The organism is Rhodocista pekingensis, assembly GCF_042665545.1.
GTDB lineage: Bacteria > Pseudomonadota > Alphaproteobacteria > Azospirillales > Azospirillaceae > Rhodocista > Rhodocista pekingensis.
This window is the reverse complement of sequence record NZ_JBHTCM010000025.1, coordinates 96703-112756: the sequence shown is the minus strand read 5'-3', so window position 1 is coordinate 112756 and position 16054 is coordinate 96703. Positions and strand designations below refer to the sequence as shown.

General features: G+C 69.2%; 13 protein-coding genes. 6 read left to right on the top strand and 7 right to left on the bottom strand.

Features of this window, described 5'->3' with window-relative positions:
- Positions 1-15: 15 nt before the first annotated feature.
- From ACFQPS_RS17790 to ACFQPS_RS17775, 4 genes are all read right to left on the bottom strand, one after another.
- Entirely contained in the window at positions 16-735 is a 720-nt protein-coding gene (locus tag ACFQPS_RS17790) for a YczE/YyaS/YitT family protein (RefSeq protein ID WP_377360562.1), read from the bottom strand.
- 307 nt (positions 736-1042) lie between these two features.
- Positions 1043-1387: a DMT family transporter gene (locus ACFQPS_RS17785; protein WP_377360561.1), complete on the bottom strand. Its 345-nt coding sequence runs from the start codon at positions 1385-1387 to the stop codon at positions 1043-1045.
- A gap of 318 nt (positions 1388-1705) precedes the next feature.
- On the bottom strand, positions 1706-2722 hold the full coding sequence (locus tag ACFQPS_RS17780; RefSeq protein ID WP_377360560.1) for an ATP-binding protein: 1017 nt from the start codon (positions 2720-2722) through the stop codon (positions 1706-1708).
- Between the two features lie 52 nt (positions 2723-2774).
- Entirely contained in the window at positions 2775-3494 is a 720-nt protein-coding gene (locus ACFQPS_RS17775; RefSeq protein ID WP_377360559.1) for a response regulator, read from the bottom strand.
- A 120-nt stretch (positions 3495-3614) separates the two neighbouring features.
- Here ACFQPS_RS17775 and ACFQPS_RS17770 point away from each other — a divergent pair, with 120 nt between their 5' ends.
- The 3 genes from ACFQPS_RS17770 to ACFQPS_RS17760 are packed head-to-tail and all read left to right on the top strand — an operon-like array spanning position 3615 to position 9324.
- Positions 3615-4760: an efflux RND transporter periplasmic adaptor subunit gene (locus ACFQPS_RS17770; protein ID WP_377360558.1), complete on the top strand. Its 1146-nt coding sequence runs from the start codon at positions 3615-3617 to the stop codon at positions 4758-4760.
- A gap of 21 nt (positions 4761-4781) precedes the next feature.
- Positions 4782-7916: a multidrug efflux RND transporter permease subunit gene (locus ACFQPS_RS17765; RefSeq protein WP_377360557.1), complete on the top strand. Its 3135-nt coding sequence runs from the start codon at positions 4782-4784 to the stop codon at positions 7914-7916.
- A 4-nt stretch (positions 7917-7920) separates the two neighbouring features.
- Positions 7921-9324, top strand: coding sequence for an efflux transporter outer membrane subunit (locus ACFQPS_RS17760; protein WP_377360556.1), 1404 nt, complete (start codon positions 7921-7923; stop codon positions 9322-9324).
- A 52-nt stretch (positions 9325-9376) separates the two neighbouring features.
- Here the strand turns inward: ACFQPS_RS17760 and ACFQPS_RS17755 are convergent, their stop codons facing one another.
- The gene (locus ACFQPS_RS17755; protein WP_377360555.1) at positions 9377-10405 is read right to left on the bottom strand and encodes a DUF6447 family protein; all 1029 of its coding nucleotides are present in this window, start codon (positions 10403-10405) and stop codon (positions 9377-9379) included.
- Between the two features lie 288 nt (positions 10406-10693).
- Between ACFQPS_RS17755 and ACFQPS_RS17750 the strand changes: the two genes are divergently transcribed.
- Complete coding sequence (locus ACFQPS_RS17750; RefSeq protein ID WP_377360554.1) at positions 10694-11908, top strand: hypothetical protein; 1215 nt, start codon at positions 10694-10696, stop codon at positions 11906-11908.
- Positions 11909-11943: 35 nt separating this feature from the next.
- Here ACFQPS_RS17750 and ACFQPS_RS17745 read toward each other — a convergent pair whose 3' ends face one another.
- On the bottom strand, positions 11944-13122 hold the full coding sequence (locus ACFQPS_RS17745; RefSeq protein WP_377360553.1) for a glycosyltransferase family 4 protein: 1179 nt from the start codon (positions 13120-13122) through the stop codon (positions 11944-11946).
- A 349-nt stretch (positions 13123-13471) separates the two neighbouring features.
- Between ACFQPS_RS17745 and ACFQPS_RS17740 the strand changes: the two genes are divergently transcribed.
- Positions 13472-14563, top strand: a complete 1092-nt coding sequence (locus tag ACFQPS_RS17740; protein WP_377360552.1) for a hypothetical protein — start codon at positions 13472-13474, stop codon at positions 14561-14563.
- An 84-nt stretch (positions 14564-14647) separates the two neighbouring features.
- Here ACFQPS_RS17740 and ACFQPS_RS17735 read toward each other — a convergent pair whose 3' ends face one another.
- Positions 14648-15241, bottom strand: a complete 594-nt coding sequence (locus tag ACFQPS_RS17735; RefSeq protein ID WP_377360551.1) for a transcriptional regulator — start codon at positions 15239-15241, stop codon at positions 14648-14650.
- A 246-nt stretch (positions 15242-15487) separates the two neighbouring features.
- Here ACFQPS_RS17735 and ACFQPS_RS17730 point away from each other — a divergent pair, with 246 nt between their 5' ends.
- Complete coding sequence (locus ACFQPS_RS17730) at positions 15488-15880, top strand: DUF2934 domain-containing protein (protein ID WP_377360550.1); 393 nt, start codon at positions 15488-15490, stop codon at positions 15878-15880.
- Positions 15881-16054 lie beyond the last annotated feature (174 nt).

The window sequence follows — 16054 nt, the reverse complement described above, 5'->3', positions numbered from 1 at the left end:
CGGGACCGGCGCCGCTCAGCGCCCCGACGCGGCAGCGGGGCCGGCAGCGTCGGGGTGGGCAGCGTCGGGGCGGGCAGCGTCGGTATGGGCAGAGGCGAGCGGACCCGGGAGCCCATGGTTGACGGTGCCGAGAACCTTCGTCACCAGCGCCATGAAGAGTTGCATCATCGGTCCCACGACGACGACGAAGGCCAGGGTTCCGACCCCCACCGGACCGCCGAGCACCCAGCCGGAGGCGACGAAGAACACTTCCAGCGCCAGCTTCGCCTGCCAGAACTGCCAGCGCCAGCGCTCCACCATGGTGATGGCGACCAGATCCATGATGCGGATGCCGATGCCGGCCACGATGATCAGGGCCGAGCCGAAGGACGCCAGCAGCAGCCCTGTCGCCAGCATCGGGACGGCGGCCAGAATCGCCTGGGTCACCCGCTCAAGCTCCAGCCAGATCCAGAGATCGATCAGCGACCCGACCAGGAACATCGTCATGAAAGGCGAAAGCGGCGGGCGACGGCGGTTCCAGAGACTCCAGAGGAGCAGGAAACCGATGGCGACCGCTCCCGACGCGATGCCGACCGTGACGCCGGTGTGGCCGACGATGCCGAGAACCAGAACATCCAGCGGATCGACGCCGAGATGGCTGTCGATGAACAGCTTGGCCCCCAGCGAGAACAGGAGGCAGCCGGAAAGGTAGAGGGCGAGGCGGCCGGGAAGGGGGGCGGAAACGGGACGGGTCATGGGATCTCCTGCGGTGTGATCTGCCAGCCATCAATCCCCGCATCACATGGGGGAGCCATCAGCCGCTTTTCCGGTTCTTTCCGTCCCCGGCCTAGACCGGTCGGGGCCCCACCCCACCGCCGGACAATCCCCCGGCCAGTCCGGGTCGGCGACAAGCAGCAGCGGCCCCCCTTTCGAGGGGCCGGAGGGAACTATGCCGCCACCAAGACGCTGAAGCCGCGGGCCTGGAGATGGGCAGCCGCGCGTGGTTTTTTCCAGAAAACCGCCGGCTTGCCGATCCCGGCACCGGCCGCCTCAGCCATCTCCGTCAGTGTGACACGCTTTTCGAGAAGATCTGGATCACCGCCACCCCGGCGACGATCAGGCCGATGCCCAGCATGGCGGCAGTGTCCAGCGCCTGCCGGAAGACAACGGCGCCCACCACCGCCGTCAGCACGATCCCGACCCCGGCCCAGACCGCATAGGCGATGCCCAGCGGCACTGCCTTCAACGCCTGGGCCAGGAAGTAGAAGGACCCGGCATAGAAGAGAACCATGAGCAGGATCGGCCCTGGCCGGGTGAACTGCTCCGATTTCTGGAGAAAGGTGGTGCCGGCGACCTCACACATGATGGCGAGGGCCAGCGCGCCATAGGCGATGAGAACGGGGGACATGGAAACCCTTGCCTCCTGAATCGGTTCACCCCACCCTGGCCGCCAACCATCAGCGGGACAAGGCGGCGGATGGCGGCAGGGGCCCGACCGCGAAGGCGCGCGGGGATGGTTTTTCGGGAAAACCGGGGGCCGCACACGACCCGGTCGGTGCCGGATGGACCTGGGACAGCCATCTTCGTGAACCAAACCGCTGGATTGGTTCCTAACCAGAGCGGCCGTCGCCGCGTGTGGGCCCGGCCATGTCACTGCGCTCCGGCCGCGCCCCTCCCTCAGCCACACCACGCCCCGGGACGGGCAACGACCTGCGTTCACACAGCGTCAGACCGGCCAGGAGAGGTCGAACGCGGTGCCGCCCAGCGCCGACGGGCGGCAGGTCACATCGCCGCCATGGATGCGGGCGATGGCCCGGACCACCGCCAACCCCACCCCGCTGCCGTGACCGTGGGTTTCGCCCCGCTGGAATGCCTCGAAGATCCGGGTTGCCTGGGTATCAGGCACGCCGGGACCGCAATCCTCCACCAGCAGGTGGCAGCTTCCCTGATCGATCAGAACCCGAATGTGCAGCGGCCCGGGAAGAGCGTGGCACAGGGCATTTTCCAGCAGCGCCAGCAATGCCTGACGCATCCGGACCGGATCGCACGGCACCGGTTGCGCGTCCACCTGGCAGGATACGGCGAAGCCCGCTTCCCGCAGGCTGGGCTCGATGGCCCGCACCACCGCCGCCACCTCAGTCTCCAGGTCGGTCAGTTCGAGCCGCAGGTCAAGCCGTCCGTTCTCGACCAGACCCAGCAGGCGGAGATCCTCGATCAACCGGCCGAGCCCCTCGACCTGGGTCAACAGCGAGCGGAACAGGGCCGGGGCCGGTTCGAACACGCCGTCGTTCAGTCCTTGCAGACGACCGCGCAGCACCGTTACCGGGGTGCGCAGTTCGTGGGCGATGGCCGCGTTCCAGAACCGGCGTTCGCGCTCCATGCGTTCCAGGCGTTCAGCCATGGCATTGAAGTCATGCACCAGTTGGGCTGCCTCGTCGTGCGGATGACCCTCGCTGCGGGCGCGGACCGACAGGTTGCCCTGCGCCACCTGGCGCAGGCTTTCCGCCACGGCGTTGAGCGGCGTGACGATCGGTCTCGACAGTTTCAGAGCGAACAGAATGGCGATCCCCAGCGCCACGGCAACGGTCAGGGCCATCCACCCCCATTCCAGCGGCGTGGGGAGCCAATCGCTGGAGTCGTCGGGACCGGGGAAGCTGTTCGGGGACAACAGGAACCACGCGGCGTAGAAGGCATAGGATCCCAGCAGCGCCAGCAAGGTGGTGCCCAGGGCCAGGGCGACCATGGACCGGATGATCCGGCGGCTCAGACTTCCGGCCTCGCTCAAGGCACGGTCCTCAAGACACGGTTCCCAGCCGGTAGCCGACTCCCCGCACGCTGGCCGGGATGCCCTCCAGCCCGACGGCTTCCAGTTTCTTGCGCAGCTTGCTGACGTGGCTGTCCACCGTGCGCTCCAGGGTCTCGCCCTCGGGCAGGCAGGCGACCAGCAACTCCTCCCGCCCGAAGACCCGGTGCGGTGCCCGCATCAGATGGATCAGAAGCCTGAACTCGGTCAGAGTCAGCGGGAGAGGAAGAAAACGGCCGTCATTCTGCACGGCGATCTCGTGGCTTTCCAGGTCGGCCTGCAACCGCCCGAGCCGGATGAAGCGCCGGGTCGGCTGGTCGCCGCCGGGGCGGGCACGGCGCAGCACCGCCTGGACACGGGCGACCACTTCCGCCGGGTTGAAGGGCTTGACCACGTAATCGTCGGCTCCGATCCGCAATCCCATCAGCTTGTCGATGTCCTGATCCAGGGCGGTGAGCATGATGACCGGCGTGTCGCCGCGGCGGCGCACTTCCGACAGCACCTGCCAGCCGTCCACACAGGGCATCTGCACATCCAGCACGATCAGGTCCGGCTTGAGCGACAGGTGCAGGTCCAAGGCGCGGCGGCCATCGGCTGCGTGCACGCCGCGCAGGCCACTCCGCTGCAGATAGGCGGACAGGATCTCGGCAATCTCGGGTTCATCCTCCGCGATCAACACCAGGGAGTGTGGCTCGGCGATCGTGGGGAGCATGACAGGTCCGCGCGATTGGATTCCGCCTCCACTCTATCTCCACAAAGGCTCGACGGAAACGCCATCCTGCCGGCCTAGGGTGCGCGCTCTTTTGCGTTATCCACCCCAGAAGGGCCGATGATGGGTACCGAACGTCTGTTCCGCGGCAGCGTGCTGCTTGCCACGGTGGTGCTCGCTCTCGCCGGCTGCGACGACGCCGCGCCCGAACCACCGCCGCCGCCCACGCCGGTGGCGGTGATGACGCTGGTTCCGGCCCGGGTGGACCTGACCGAAGACCTGCCGGGGCGTGTCGCCGCCCTGCGCGTGGCGGAGATCCGTCCCCAGGTCAGCGGCATCGTCCAGCAGCGCCTGTTCGAAGAGGGCACGGAAATCCAGGCGGGCACCCCGCTGTTCCAGATCAATCCCGCTCCGTTCAAGGCCGACGCCGCGATGGCGGCCGCCGCGTTGCAACGCGCCGAAGCGGCCCTGGCCCAAGCGCAGGTGCAGACCCGGCGCCTGGAGCCGCTGGCGCAGGCCGAGGCGATCAGCCGCCAGACCTACGACGATGCCGTATCACAGCGCGATCAGGCCGCAGCGGACGTCGCCCAGGCCCGCGCGACCCTGGCGCGCCGCCAGTTGGATCTGAAATTCGCCACGGTGGACGCGCCGATCTCGGGCCGGATCGACCAGGCCCTGGTCACCGAAGGCGCGCTGGTGTCCCCCACCGACGCCAGCCCGATGGCCCGCATCCAGCAGGTCGATCAGGTCTATGTGGACGTGCGCCAGCCGGCGGCCTCGCTCGATGCGGTGCGCGATGCCCTGGCCTCGCGGCAGGCCGACCGCAATGCGGGTCTGCCGGTCACGGTGTTGCGCAGCGGCGGCGCTCCCTACGGGGCCAGCGGTCGGATTCTGTTTTCCGGCATCAGCGTCGATGCGGGAACGGGTGACGTGCTGTTGCGCGTGCTGGTGGACAACGCCCGGCGCGACCTGCTGCCCGGCATGTTCGTGCGCGCCCGGGTGCCGCGCGCCAGTTACGACGATGCCCTGATGGTGCCGCAGCAGGCAGTCGCCCGTGTCGGCGGCAAGCCGCTGGTGTGGGTGATCGACGAGGGTGACGCGGTGCACGCCCAGCCGGTGGAGCTGGGCGAACTGATCGAGCACCGCTACCGCATCCGCGCGGGTCTCAAGGCCGGACAGCGGATCGTGGTCGAAGGATCGGAGCGGCTGAGCGAAGGCGCCGTGGTCACACCGCACGACTGGCAGCCGGCCGACAGGGCCGCGCGCTGAGACGCCAGGAGCACCGCCCCCATGCCGCATTTCTTCATCCACCGCCCGGTCTTCGCCTGGGTCGTCGCCCTGTTCATCATCCTGCTGGGCCTGATCGCCCTGCCGCAACTGCCGATCGCCCGCTACCCCTCGGTGGCGCCGCCCACGGTCAGCATCTACGCCAGCTATCCCGGCGCAGCCCCCCAGACCATGAACGATTCCGTGCTGGGACTGATCGAGCGCGAACTGTCGGGCGTCAAGAACCTGCTGTATTTCGAATCCTCGGCCGACACCTCGGGCACGGCCCAGGTGACCGTCACCTTCAAGCCGGGAACGGACCCCGAGATGGCGCAGGTGGACGTGCAGAACCGCCTGAAAGCCATTGAACCACGGCTGCCGCAAGCGGTCCGGCAGAACGGACTGACCGTTGAATCCGCCGACTCTGGCTTCCTGATGCTGGTCAGCCTGAGATCCGAGGATGGCCGGTTCGACGAGACGACACTCAGCGACTATCTGGCCCGCAACATCATCGAGGAACTGCGCCGCATCGACGGGGTGGGTCGCGTGCAGTTGTTCGGCGCCGAACAGGCCCTGCGCATCTGGGTGGACCCGTTGCGGCTGGTCTCCTTCGGCCTGACCATGGCCGACCTGTCGGCAGCCATCACCCAGCAGAACACCCAGATCGCGCCCGGTCGGGTCGGCGACGCACCGACCATTCCGGGACAGCGGGTGAGCATTCCCCTGACGGCGCAGGGCCAGTTGCAGACGCCGGAGGAATTCGCCGCCATCGTGCTGCGCGCCAATGCCGACGGCTCCAAGGTCACGTTGGGAGACGTGGCGCGGGTGGAACTGGGCCCGCAGACCTACAGCTTCGCCAACCGCGAGAACGGAGACGCCGCCGCCGTTGCCGCCGTGCAGCTGTCGCCGGGCGCCAACGCCGTGCGCACGGCCGAAAGCGTGAAGAAGCGGCTGGCCGAGCTCAGCCACGTCATGCCGGCGGGCGTGACCTATTCAACCCCGTTCGACACCGCACCCTTCGTCAGGATTTCCATCGAAAAGGTCGTCCAGACCCTGGTTGAAGCCATGGTGCTGGTGTTCCTGGTCATGCTGCTGTTCCTGCAGAACATCCGCTATACCCTGATCCCGGCCATCGTTGCCCCGATCGCGTTGCTGGGGACGTTCGCCGTCATGCTGGTGGCCGGCTTCTCGATCAACGTGCTGACCATGTTCGGCATGGTCCTGGCCATCGGCATCATCGTCGACGACGCCATCGTGGTGGTGGAAAACGTCGAGCGCCTGATGGCGACCGAGGGACTGTCGGCCAAGGACGCGACCGAGAAGGCGATGAAGGAAATCACCGGCGCGGTGATCGCCATCACCCTGGTGCTGACGGCGGTGTTCATCCCCATGGCGCTGGCCGGAAGCTCGGTCGGGGTGATCTATCGACAGTTCACCCTTTCCATGGCGGTTTCCATCCTGTTCTCGGCCTTCCTGGCGCTCAGCCTGACCCCGGCCCTGTGCGCCACCCTGCTGAAGCCCGTCGATCCCGGCCACCATGCCAAAGGCGGCTTCTTCGGCTGGTTCAACCGCCGGTTCGACCATCTCACCCGGTCCTATGAAACCCGCGTTGCCGCCCTGGTCCGTCGCACCGGCCGGATGATGGCCGCGTTCGCGGTCATCGTCGTGCTGCTGGGCCTGGGGTTCCTGGTACTGCCCTCGGCCTTCCTGCCCGAGGAGGACCAGGGCTATTTCATGACCTCGTTCCAGTTGCCGTCGGACGCCACCCAGGAACGCACGCTGGATCTGGTCCGCAAGTTCGAAGCCCATGCCGCCGCGCGGCCGGCGGTGGACTCGACCCTGTCGATCCTGGGTTTCGGCTTTTCCGGCTCGGGCGCCAATACCGCGCTCGCCTTCACCATGCTCAAGGACTGGGATCAGCGCGGCGGCGCCACCACGGCCGACGAAGCCCGGCGCGCGCAGCAGGCCATGGCCGACGCCACCGACGGCACGGTCATGAGCCTTCTGCCGCCAGCCATCGAGGAGATGGGGACCTCATCCGGTTTCAACCTGCGCCTTCAGGACCGCGCCGGCCATGGTGAGGCGGCCCTGAAGGCCGCCGAGGCGAAACTGCTGGAACTGGCGGCGCAGAGCGAGGTCGTCTCCGGCGTCTATTCCGACGGACTGCCCGACGGCGCCAGCGTCCGCCTGGATATCGACCGGCAGAAGGCCGAGGCCCTGGGGGTGCCGTTCACCACCATCAGCGACACCCTGGCGGCGGCCATGGGCTCGCTGTACGTCAACGACTTCCCCAATGCCGGACGGATGCAGCAGGTGATCCTCCAGGCCGACGCCCCCGCCCGCATGCAGGTGGACGACGTGCTGAGGCTGTACCTGCGCAATTCCAGCGGCGGCATGGTGCCGTTGTCGGAGGTGGTGACGCCGGTATGGGAAGACACGCCGCTGCAACTCGTCCGTTACCAGGGCTTCCCCTCCGCCCGCATTTCCGGCGGCCCGGCTCCCGGCGTGTCCAATGGCGAGGCCATGGCCGAGATGGAACGGCTCGCCACCCGGTTGCCCGCCGGATTTGCCTTGGAATGGACCGGCCAGTCGCTGGAGGAACGTCAGTCAGCAGCGCAGGCGCCGTTGTTGATGGCGCTGTCCATGCTGGTGGTCTTCCTGGTGCTGGCGGCGCTGTACGAAAGCTGGTCGATCCCGCTGTCGGTGATGCTGGCGGTGCCGCTGGGCCTGTTGGGCGCGGTGGCGGCGGTGATGCTGCGCGGCATGCCCAACGACATTTTCTTCAAGGTCGGCATGATCACGGTGATCGGCCTGTCGGCCAAGAACGCCATCCTGATCGTCGAGTTCGCCCGACAACTGCATGCCGAGGGCAAGGGACTGCTGGACGCCGCGATCACGGCGGCACGACTACGGTTGCGCCCGATCCTGATGACCTCGCTGGCGTTCGGCCTGGGCGTGGTGCCGCTGATGCTCGCCCAGGGGGCCAGCGCCGAGACCCAGAACGCCATCGGTACCGGCGTGTTCGGCGGCATCCTGTGCGCCACCGTGCTGGCGGTGTTCTTCGTACCCGCCTTCTTCGTCTTCGTCATGGGCGGCCAGAAAAAGCTGCACGGCTGGCTGCACGCTGGCCGTCGCGCCGCTCCGCCGGGCCAGGATTGATGCCATGCGTCTGACCATCCTTGCGCTGTCGCTGGCGCTGTCCGCCTGCTCCCTGACACCGGATCCGGCCAGGCCGGGCCTGCCGGTGCCGGATACCTACCCGTCCCCGGCGACCATTGCCGATGGCGGGCCTGCCGCCGATCTGGACTGGCGTGTCATGTTCGGCGATCCGCGCCTGCAACGGCTCATCGAGCTGGCCTTGCGGAACAACCGCGACCTGCGGCTGGCGGCCCTGAACGTCGAGGCGGTGCAGGCGCAGTACAACATCCAGCGGGCCGCCCGACTGCCCGCGGTCAACGCCACGGGCGGCGTCACCCGCCAGCGGATCGCCGCCGATCCCCAGGCCGATCCCGCCACCGCCGGGCGCGTCCAGACTCAGCATAACCTGGACATCGGCATCAGCGCCTTCGAGATCGACCTGTTCGGCCGGGTCCGGTCGCTGTCGGACGCTGCTTTCGCCCGCTATCTGGCCAGCGAGGAAGGGCGCCGGACGGTCGAGATCGCGCTGGTCGGCACGGTGGCCGACGCTTATTTCGCCGAGCGCCTTGCCCAGGAACAACTGGACCTGGCCCGCCGCACGCTGGACGATTGGCGGCAGTCCCTGGACCTGGCGCGCCGGCTCAAGGCCGCCGACCAGAACAGCGGCCTCGACGTGGCCCAGGCGGAAGGTCAGGTCGCCACCGCCGAGGCCGATCTTGAAGAGCGCGCACGGACACTGGCGCGCGCCACCAACGCTCTGACCCTGTTGGTGGGCACGGACCTGCCCGGCGACCTGCCGCCGCCATGGCCGCTGGACGAGCGCGCGGTGCGGACCCGGCTGCCTGCCGGATTGCCCTCGGACCTGCTGACCCGGCGGCCCGACATCCGTCAGGCAGAGCTTAATCTGGTGGCCGCCAACGCCGACATCGGGGCGGCGCGCGCCGCCTTTTTCCCGCGGCTGTCGTTGACCACCTCGCTGGGATACGCCAGCCCGATCCTGGGCAACCTGTTCAACGGCGAACAGCGGGGCTGGAGCTTCACCCCGCAGATCACCCAGCCCCTGTTCATGGGCGGTCAGCTACGGGCCGAGTTGCGGTTGGCTGAGATCCGCAGGTCCGAAGCCATCGCCGACTATGAGCGGGTCATCCAGACGGCGTTCCGGGAGGTTGCCGACGGTCTGGCCGGCAGCGCCACCTATGGCCGCCAGATCGATGCCCAGAACCGCACCGTGGCCTCGGCCGAACGGCGTCTCGCACTGTCCACCCTGCGCTATCGCGCCGGCCTGGAAGGGCGCCTGGAACTGCTGGACGCCCAACGCCAGCTTTACGCCGCGCGCCAGACCCGATTGGACCTGAAGCGCGATGAGATCGGCAACGCCATCAGCTTGTACAAGGCATTGGGCGGCGGCGGCGCTTCAGCCGCCGACTGAAGGCCCCGCCATCAGGATGGCGCTGCTGCTGGTGGTCCTTCGCACTGAACCGCTACAGGCGACGACTCTTCTCCAACTCGGCCTTCAGCGCCATGGCATAGGCTGCGCGGGCCGTCTGCGCGATGGCGAGACGGGTCTTCAGGTGGGTGATCTCCTGGTCGGTCGCCTGAAGACCGGCGATCTGCGCCCGCGCCTCTTCGGACAGGGCATTCATGTCGTAGGGGTGACCGTCGATCGTGACGATGCTCGGCTTGCCGGTCATCGCTGCGTCCTCCGTTGATGTCTTTCCACTGAGCCGGTTCAGGAAACCGTTGATCCAGGCCGTATCGAAGGCACGGTCCGACGCCCGATAGGACCGGCAGGCCTCTACCGCCGCCTGCCGACCGTTGGCCGTGTCGCCGGGCTCCTGCCCATGGCGCCGCCGGAGGTCGGCCACGATCTCCGGCGGCGGTTCGGGCGCGCTGGCCAGCCAGGCCTCGGCCGCCTGGAACCGGTCGCGGCAGAACAGCTCCACCATGTAGAGCGTGGCGGACAGAAGGCCCGGCGGCTTGCCCGGCGCGGCACCGATCATCGGCAGCAACGGAGCGAGCGAGGGCAGCGCCGTGTTGGCATAGATGCGCAGCCCCCAGTAGGACTCCGCGATCCGGGCGAAATGCGCGGCATCCCGCACCGCCGCCATCCCGGACTCCTCCATCGGCAGGATCTCGACCTTCGGCTTGGTCACCGTCACCGTGTCGTTGGCCACGTCCACATAAAGACCGCCGAGCTGGAGGGCCGTCTGGAAGTACCGGTCCCGCAGGATGCCCCAGATGCAGCGGAGCGTGCCACCGTCCCGGATGAAATCCGCCAGCGCGCGGCTGGCCTCGCACCGGGGCTCGGCGATCCGGGCGTGGAGCTTTTCCAGGGCGCACAGGGTGATCTCCCGGCAGCAGCCGAGCGGATAGGATTTCCCGGACGGGGAGACGAAATGGCCGGCAAGATCGGCATCGACCTCCGCCCGAACCTCCAGGAAGAAGCTCTCCAGTATCCCCAGGCGGGGCAGCAGGAACCGGGCCGTGCCGGCCGCTGCTTCCGGTGTCACCGGGGCGGGTTCCTGGGTCAGAAGGGAAGACGCCTGCACGGGATTCCTGGCCACGGTGTTTCACGATGCTGCGGACCGGAGCGCCCCTGTCGGCAGCAACGGTCTTCTTCGCAGGGCGACGGTCAATATAGGATTTACGGACCCTGGAAAAGAGACCGGCGGACAGCCGAAGACTGTCCTCGCCCGCCCGGCACCCCGGGGCTGGTCCGGGCGGCAGAAAGGGGCTGACAATGCCGCCCCGTTGGCGCACACCCGGCCGGAGGTCCTTCCGCCCATGTTCCCGACACGATGACCGCCCTGCCGCCGGCCCTTCTCTCCTCCCTGGCGCGCCCGCTGGAACAGGCGGCGGCGGCTGTCGCCCGGTTGGACGGGGCGCTGATCGGCTGCCCGCTGCTGCCGGCCTGGCACTTCCGGGTCCGCATCGCCGCCGCGGTCGCCCAGGCCGAGCTGGACGGTATCCGGGTCGATCCGGCCCGGCTGGGCGCCGCCGCCCTGGGGCTGCGCCCCGAGGCACCGGCCGCCCTCGGCGCCACCGGGCCGGCGGGCGGCCGGGACGGTGGTGCCACGGCGCATGCGCTGCGCCTGCTGCACTGGTCGGCACCGGCGCGGTCCGATCCTGCCGCCAGCGCGGAGGCGGCCGGAACGGATGCCGAGGGGCCGGTGGACGATCGCATCGCGGCCGCCCTGGCCGACCTCGACCGGGATGCCGGAGACGTCCCGACATTGATCGCCGCCGGCCTGGGACTGCGGCGCTGGATCGAGCGCGGCGGGGAGCGCCCCGCCCTCTGGGCCGCCCTGCCGCGCTTTCTCGTGCAGCGCGGCCTGCTGCGGGCGGAGTGCCCGCTGCTGCTGGGGGCCGCGAGCCTGCGCGGGCGGAGCGCCTGGGAGCAGCCGACCGGCCGCTGGATGGCGACCTTCCTGGACGGGCTGCGCGCCGAGGCGGGTCAGGCGCTCGGCCTGCTGCTGGATCTGGAACGCTGCTGGCGCGCGGCCCGCGGCACGGCGGAGGCGCACAGCCGCAGCCATTCCCGCCTGCCCCAGGTCGTGGACCTGCTGGCCCTGGCGCCCTCGGTCAACCCCGAGGGCGTGGCGCGGGCGCTCTCCGGCGGACGCGATCCACGACGCTTGTCCCCGGCGGAACCCGCCGGCACCGCCCCGCTGCCGAGCTGCTCCCCCCGCGGCGCCGGCAAGATGCTGGAGAAACTGGAGGCGCTGGGCCTGGTCGTGGAGCTGTCCGGCCGCGGCACGCACAAGCTCTATGCTCTGACGGATCTGGCGCCGCTCCGCCTGCAATCGGCCCGGCCACTCACGGGACGGCGCTCCCAAGGGCGGACTCACGCGGCGCGGGCCGGGACGAAGGACAAGGCCGGCGATCCCGCGGACCTGTCCTGGGGTCGCGCCCGGCTGGACCTGAGCGGGCTGGACACCCGCGGACTGGACGATGCCGCGGCGGAGGTGGATGCCGTGCTGCGTCGGCTGGCTGCCCGCCTGGACAAGCCCTGAGACAGCCCCGGCATTCCCAGGCCGGTGGTGCCGGATCAACGGTCCAGCAGCGCCCGGTAGACGGCGACCGTCTCCGCGGCCACCGTCGCCGCCCCGAAGGCGGGATCGACGACACCGCGGCTGCCGGCCGCCAGCCTCTCCAGCCGGGCGCGGTCGGTGGCCAGGGCGGCGATCGCCCCGGCCAGGGCATCCGCGTCGTCGGGGGCCACCAGGACCGCGTTGCGCCCGGCCTGCGCCACCTCCCGGCTGCCGGGAATGTCGGTGGCCAGCAGGGGGCGCCCGCACGCCGCCGCTTCCAGCAGGCACATGGGCACGCCCTCGCCCCCGCGCGACGCCAGCACAGCCAGATGCGCACGCGCCCAGACGGTGCGGACGTCGCTGACATGGCCCGGCCACTCGATGCCCGGTTCCCGCGCCCACGCCTCCAGCGTCCCGGCACCGATGGCGGCGTGGCTCTCGCGGTCCGGCTCCCCGGCCAGGATCAGGCGCACGTCCAGGCCACGGGCACGGACCCGCCGCACGGCGCCCACCAGCACGTCCACGCCCTTGATGGTCAGCATCCGCGACACCTGCGCCAGGGTGAACGGTGTCCCGTCCGGGGGCAGGGGAAGCGGGACGAAACGGTCGAGCGGCACGCCGGAACCGCGGATCAGGGTCGCCGGCACACCGCCCAGCCACGCCAGATCGTCCCGGTTCTGCACGATGACCCGCGCCCGCCGCCCCAGCCCGACCGCGCGCAGGAGTGTCCGCAGCAGAACTCCGGCCAGCCGGCCGGCGCCGTCCTCGCGTTGCAGCAGCAGGCCGCGTCCGGCCAGGGTGGTGACCACGCCCGGCACGCCGGCCAGGACCGCCGCGATACCCCCCAGCACCGCCGGCTTCACCGCGACATGGTGGACGACGTCCGGCTTCAGCCGGGCGTAGAGCCGGGCGATCGCCAGCACGTCGCGCAGGGCCGCCAGCGGGTTCAGGCTGCGCCGGACCCAGGGCAGGGGATGCAGCTCGAAGCCCTCCGCCTCGATGGCGGCGCCGTGGCGGGCGACGCGGGTGGCGACGGCCACCCGGAACCCGGCGTCACGCGCGGCGCGGGCGGCCGGCAGGCGATGCGAACAGAAGTACCAGTCCTCGGTCACCAGGAAGAGAAGCAGCGGCCGCTTCTCCGGCACGGTCCGGGCGCCCGCGTCGGCTGCCGGCATCGCTTCGGCCTCGTCCAGCATGGAAATCCCCTTCCGCGGAACCGCCCGCTTCTACGCGCGAAGCGGCGGCTTGCCAAGCGCCCGTCCGCAGCGCCAGGCCGGAAGGCGGGCATGCTGCCCTGGTGCAGAGCCTTCAGGCCAGCATGCCTGCATCGTGTCCTGCCATAAGGCAGGCATGGCTGTTCCGGAGCAACCGGCCGGAACGGCCGTCCACCCCGCACACAGGGGTGGTGACACCCCGCTACGCGGCTGGACACCGCGGCTCGATATTCCGTAGTGTCGGCAAGCCGATACCTTTCTCGTTGGTGGTGCCGGCCCGGCCGCCCCTGTCCTGCGCCCGCCCAGGCGCGCTTTCCAGCAGCCCCCTGGCATGGACAAGAAGCTCCTCAAGCTCACGCTGACGTCCGGATCGTCCAAAGTCTTCAATGTCCTGGAGATCACCAGGCAGTCCGCCGCCGGCACGGAACCGGCACGGCTCTTTTCCGTGCGGCCGCTCAACTACGGGGTCTTCTTCAAGGAACCCGCGCTGGACGGCAAAGCGGGCCGCCCGGGGGAGCCGGTCATCGACACGATGCTCTACTTCCCCTACGACGCCGACCGGATCCTGGAGGGCGGCGCCTCCGTCTCGCTGAACGACAGCCGCTTCGACGCCGTCATCCGCGAGTTCGCCCACACCTTCGGCACGACGGGGCATGCCGACACCGGAACGGACAGGGCGATCCTGCGCGTGCTGAAAGAGTCGCCGTCGCTCGACCCCTTCCTGCTGAAGACGAACTTCCAGCGCTACGACGTCGCCGTCCCGGACGCCTATCTGCGCATCACCGACGACGAATGGCAGGCGATCCGCGACCATGTCCGGCGCAAGGTCCAGCCGATGATCGAGTTCGGGCTGACCGACAGGTCGGCGGCGACGGTCCGGCGGGTGGATGACTTCATCGAGCGTATCTGGGACGGCTCGGACATCTCCAGCCTGTTCCCGCTGCTGTCGGCCCTCTCGATCCCGCTGACCGAGGGCAACGAGATCATCTTCGCCTGGAAGGGCGTCACCTTCTTCGAATTCCAGTATTTCCGCCGCTACGACGCGATCCGCGATCTGGCAGGCTGGCTCAAGGACCATTCCGGCCCGGCCGATTTCGTGCCCCAGAGCCTGCGCCTCCAGATCGAGGGCCAGTGCGATGTGGTGAAGGGCAAGCTCCGTGACTCCTGGCGCGGGGTTTCCTCCATCATCGGCGAATACAAGGAAAGCTACGAAGCGCTGTTCATCCAGAAGAAGTCCGCAGGTGATTTCCAGAAATTTCTGATGAACTGCCGGCGTTATTATTTTGATATGGGATCGGCTTTCAACAAGCTCGACCACTCCATCGAGATTTTCGAGAGCTTCACCCGCGGAAATCCGAAAAAGCGCCTCCGGTCGGAGGAGCTGGAGGAGCTGTTCTCCATCCTGCACGATGTGCTGCGCTGACAGAGCCCCACCATGCAGGCAGCGTGGTGCGCTGGCATGCCAGCATGCCTTCCTGCTGTCTGGCGTCCATGGCCGCGGCGCGCCTCACCGCGGACGCAGGTCCTCGTACCGCTCCAGGAAGGCCTGCATGGCCGCCGCCGGGGGCAATGCCACGATGGGCATGGCGCTGGGAGGGGGCAGGTCCTTCCAGTTGACCCGGTGCGGCGCGCAGAGGTCGCGCAGTTCTGTCGCCAAGGCGCGCTGGTCGGCGATCTTGACCTCGCGCGGCTGCGGATAGCGCAGCCCGAAACGGGCGGCGACGGCCCGCTTCACCGGCGCGATCGCCGCCTCGATCGTCTCCCGACCGATACGGACTTTCCACGGGGTGGGCCAGTCGCCGGTGAACGCCTCTTCCGCGTCGTGCAGGAGCGCCTCGTACTCGAAGCCCGGCGGCGCCAACCGGCTCGCCAGCACGCAGTGCTGGGCCACGCTGTAGAAATCCGTCGTATTGCCGACGAACCGGCACTGGAAGGCGAGGGGACGGGCGATATCCTCGATGCTGAACTTGCTCAGGTCCGGTTGCGCCAGATCGACCGTGCGACCGGAGAAGGTCAGCATCACCGCCGTCGCCTCCGGCATCTCGAACAGATCGAACTGGTCGGGGTTCGCAGGTCTGGAGCGGCTGGATCGGCGTGCCATGGAGAAAGAGTCCGGAAGAACGGGACGGGGAGGGCAGGGTGCCGTCATCTTCATACTCCGTCGTCCGGCCCCCGTCATGGTGCTGCGCGGCGTTTCGCGCGGGGGTCCCGTTCATCCTGCTGTCGCAAAATTGCAACCGCCCGCGGGTTAGAGACTATTGACCCGCATCAATGCGGCGGCGCGTAATACCCGCCGTACTCGTCGGTACGGTGCGCTTCTCGCTTCCCCCCTGATGGAGAGTTGCCCATGCCCCAGAAGTCCGACAGCCCCGACGTCCCGGACCTGATCGTCTCCGGCGCCACGGGCACCGATGTCGACATGCCGGCCGCCGATCTGCCGGCCGCGCTCGACGCCAAGAAGGCCACCCGTCGCGCCAGCTCGGCCGCGGCATCCGCCAAGGCGTCAACGCCGAAGCGCGGGGCCCGGAAGAAGACCGCCGCGAACGACGAGATCATCGCCCCGATGGCCGATGCGCTGGCCGGCACCCCATCCGCCGAGCTGCTGGACGAGATCCGCACCGAAGCCTACCTGCTCTGGCTGCGCGACGGCCAGCAGAGCGGCCGCGACCTGGAGCACTGGCTCGAAGCGGAACGGATCGTCCGGCACCGCCTGTCGCTGCTGCCCCAGGCGGCGGAATAGAACGCCCTTGCACGGGATGACGGCGGCTCAGCCGCCGCCGATCCCCGCCGTGACTACACCCGTGCCGCGGCAGTCCGGGCAGGCCGTTTCCCCTTGCCTGCCCGTTCCCCGGCAGACCGGGCACATCGCCTCGCCGGTCCCCAGGGTGCCGGCGGGAGCTTCGCTGCCCGGCTT

Excerpts from the sequence above, each read along its gene's own strand:
- ACFQPS_RS17790 (WP_377360562.1), bottom strand. The coding sequence starts at position 735 with ATGACCCGTCCCGTTTCCGCCCCCCTTCCCGGCCGCCTCGCCCTCTAC.
- ACFQPS_RS17785 (WP_377360561.1), bottom strand. The coding sequence starts at position 1,387 with ATGTCCCCCGTTCTCATCGCCTATGGCGCGCTGGCCCTCGCCATCATG.
- ACFQPS_RS17780 (WP_377360560.1), bottom strand. The coding sequence starts at position 2,722 with ATGGTCGCCCTGGCCCTGGGCACCACCTTGCTGGCGCTGCTGGGATCC.
- ACFQPS_RS17775 (WP_377360559.1), bottom strand. The coding sequence starts at position 3,494 with ATGCTCCCCACGATCGCCGAGCCACACTCCCTGGTGTTGATCGCGGAG.
- ACFQPS_RS17770 (WP_377360558.1), top strand. The coding sequence starts at position 3,615 with ATGGGTACCGAACGTCTGTTCCGCGGCAGCGTGCTGCTTGCCACGGTG.
- ACFQPS_RS17765 (WP_377360557.1), top strand. The coding sequence starts at position 4,782 with ATGCCGCATTTCTTCATCCACCGCCCGGTCTTCGCCTGGGTCGTCGCC.
- ACFQPS_RS17760 (WP_377360556.1), top strand. The coding sequence starts at position 7,921 with ATGCGTCTGACCATCCTTGCGCTGTCGCTGGCGCTGTCCGCCTGCTCC.
- ACFQPS_RS17750 (WP_377360554.1), top strand. The coding sequence starts at position 10,694 with ATGACCGCCCTGCCGCCGGCCCTTCTCTCCTCCCTGGCGCGCCCGCTG.
- ACFQPS_RS17745 (WP_377360553.1), bottom strand. The coding sequence starts at position 13,122 with ATGCTGGACGAGGCCGAAGCGATGCCGGCAGCCGACGCGGGCGCCCGG.
- ACFQPS_RS17740 (WP_377360552.1), top strand. The coding sequence starts at position 13,472 with ATGGACAAGAAGCTCCTCAAGCTCACGCTGACGTCCGGATCGTCCAAA.
- ACFQPS_RS17735 (WP_377360551.1), bottom strand. The coding sequence starts at position 15,241 with ATGGCACGCCGATCCAGCCGCTCCAGACCTGCGAACCCCGACCAGTTC.
- ACFQPS_RS17730 (WP_377360550.1), top strand. The coding sequence starts at position 15,488 with ATGCCCCAGAAGTCCGACAGCCCCGACGTCCCGGACCTGATCGTCTCC.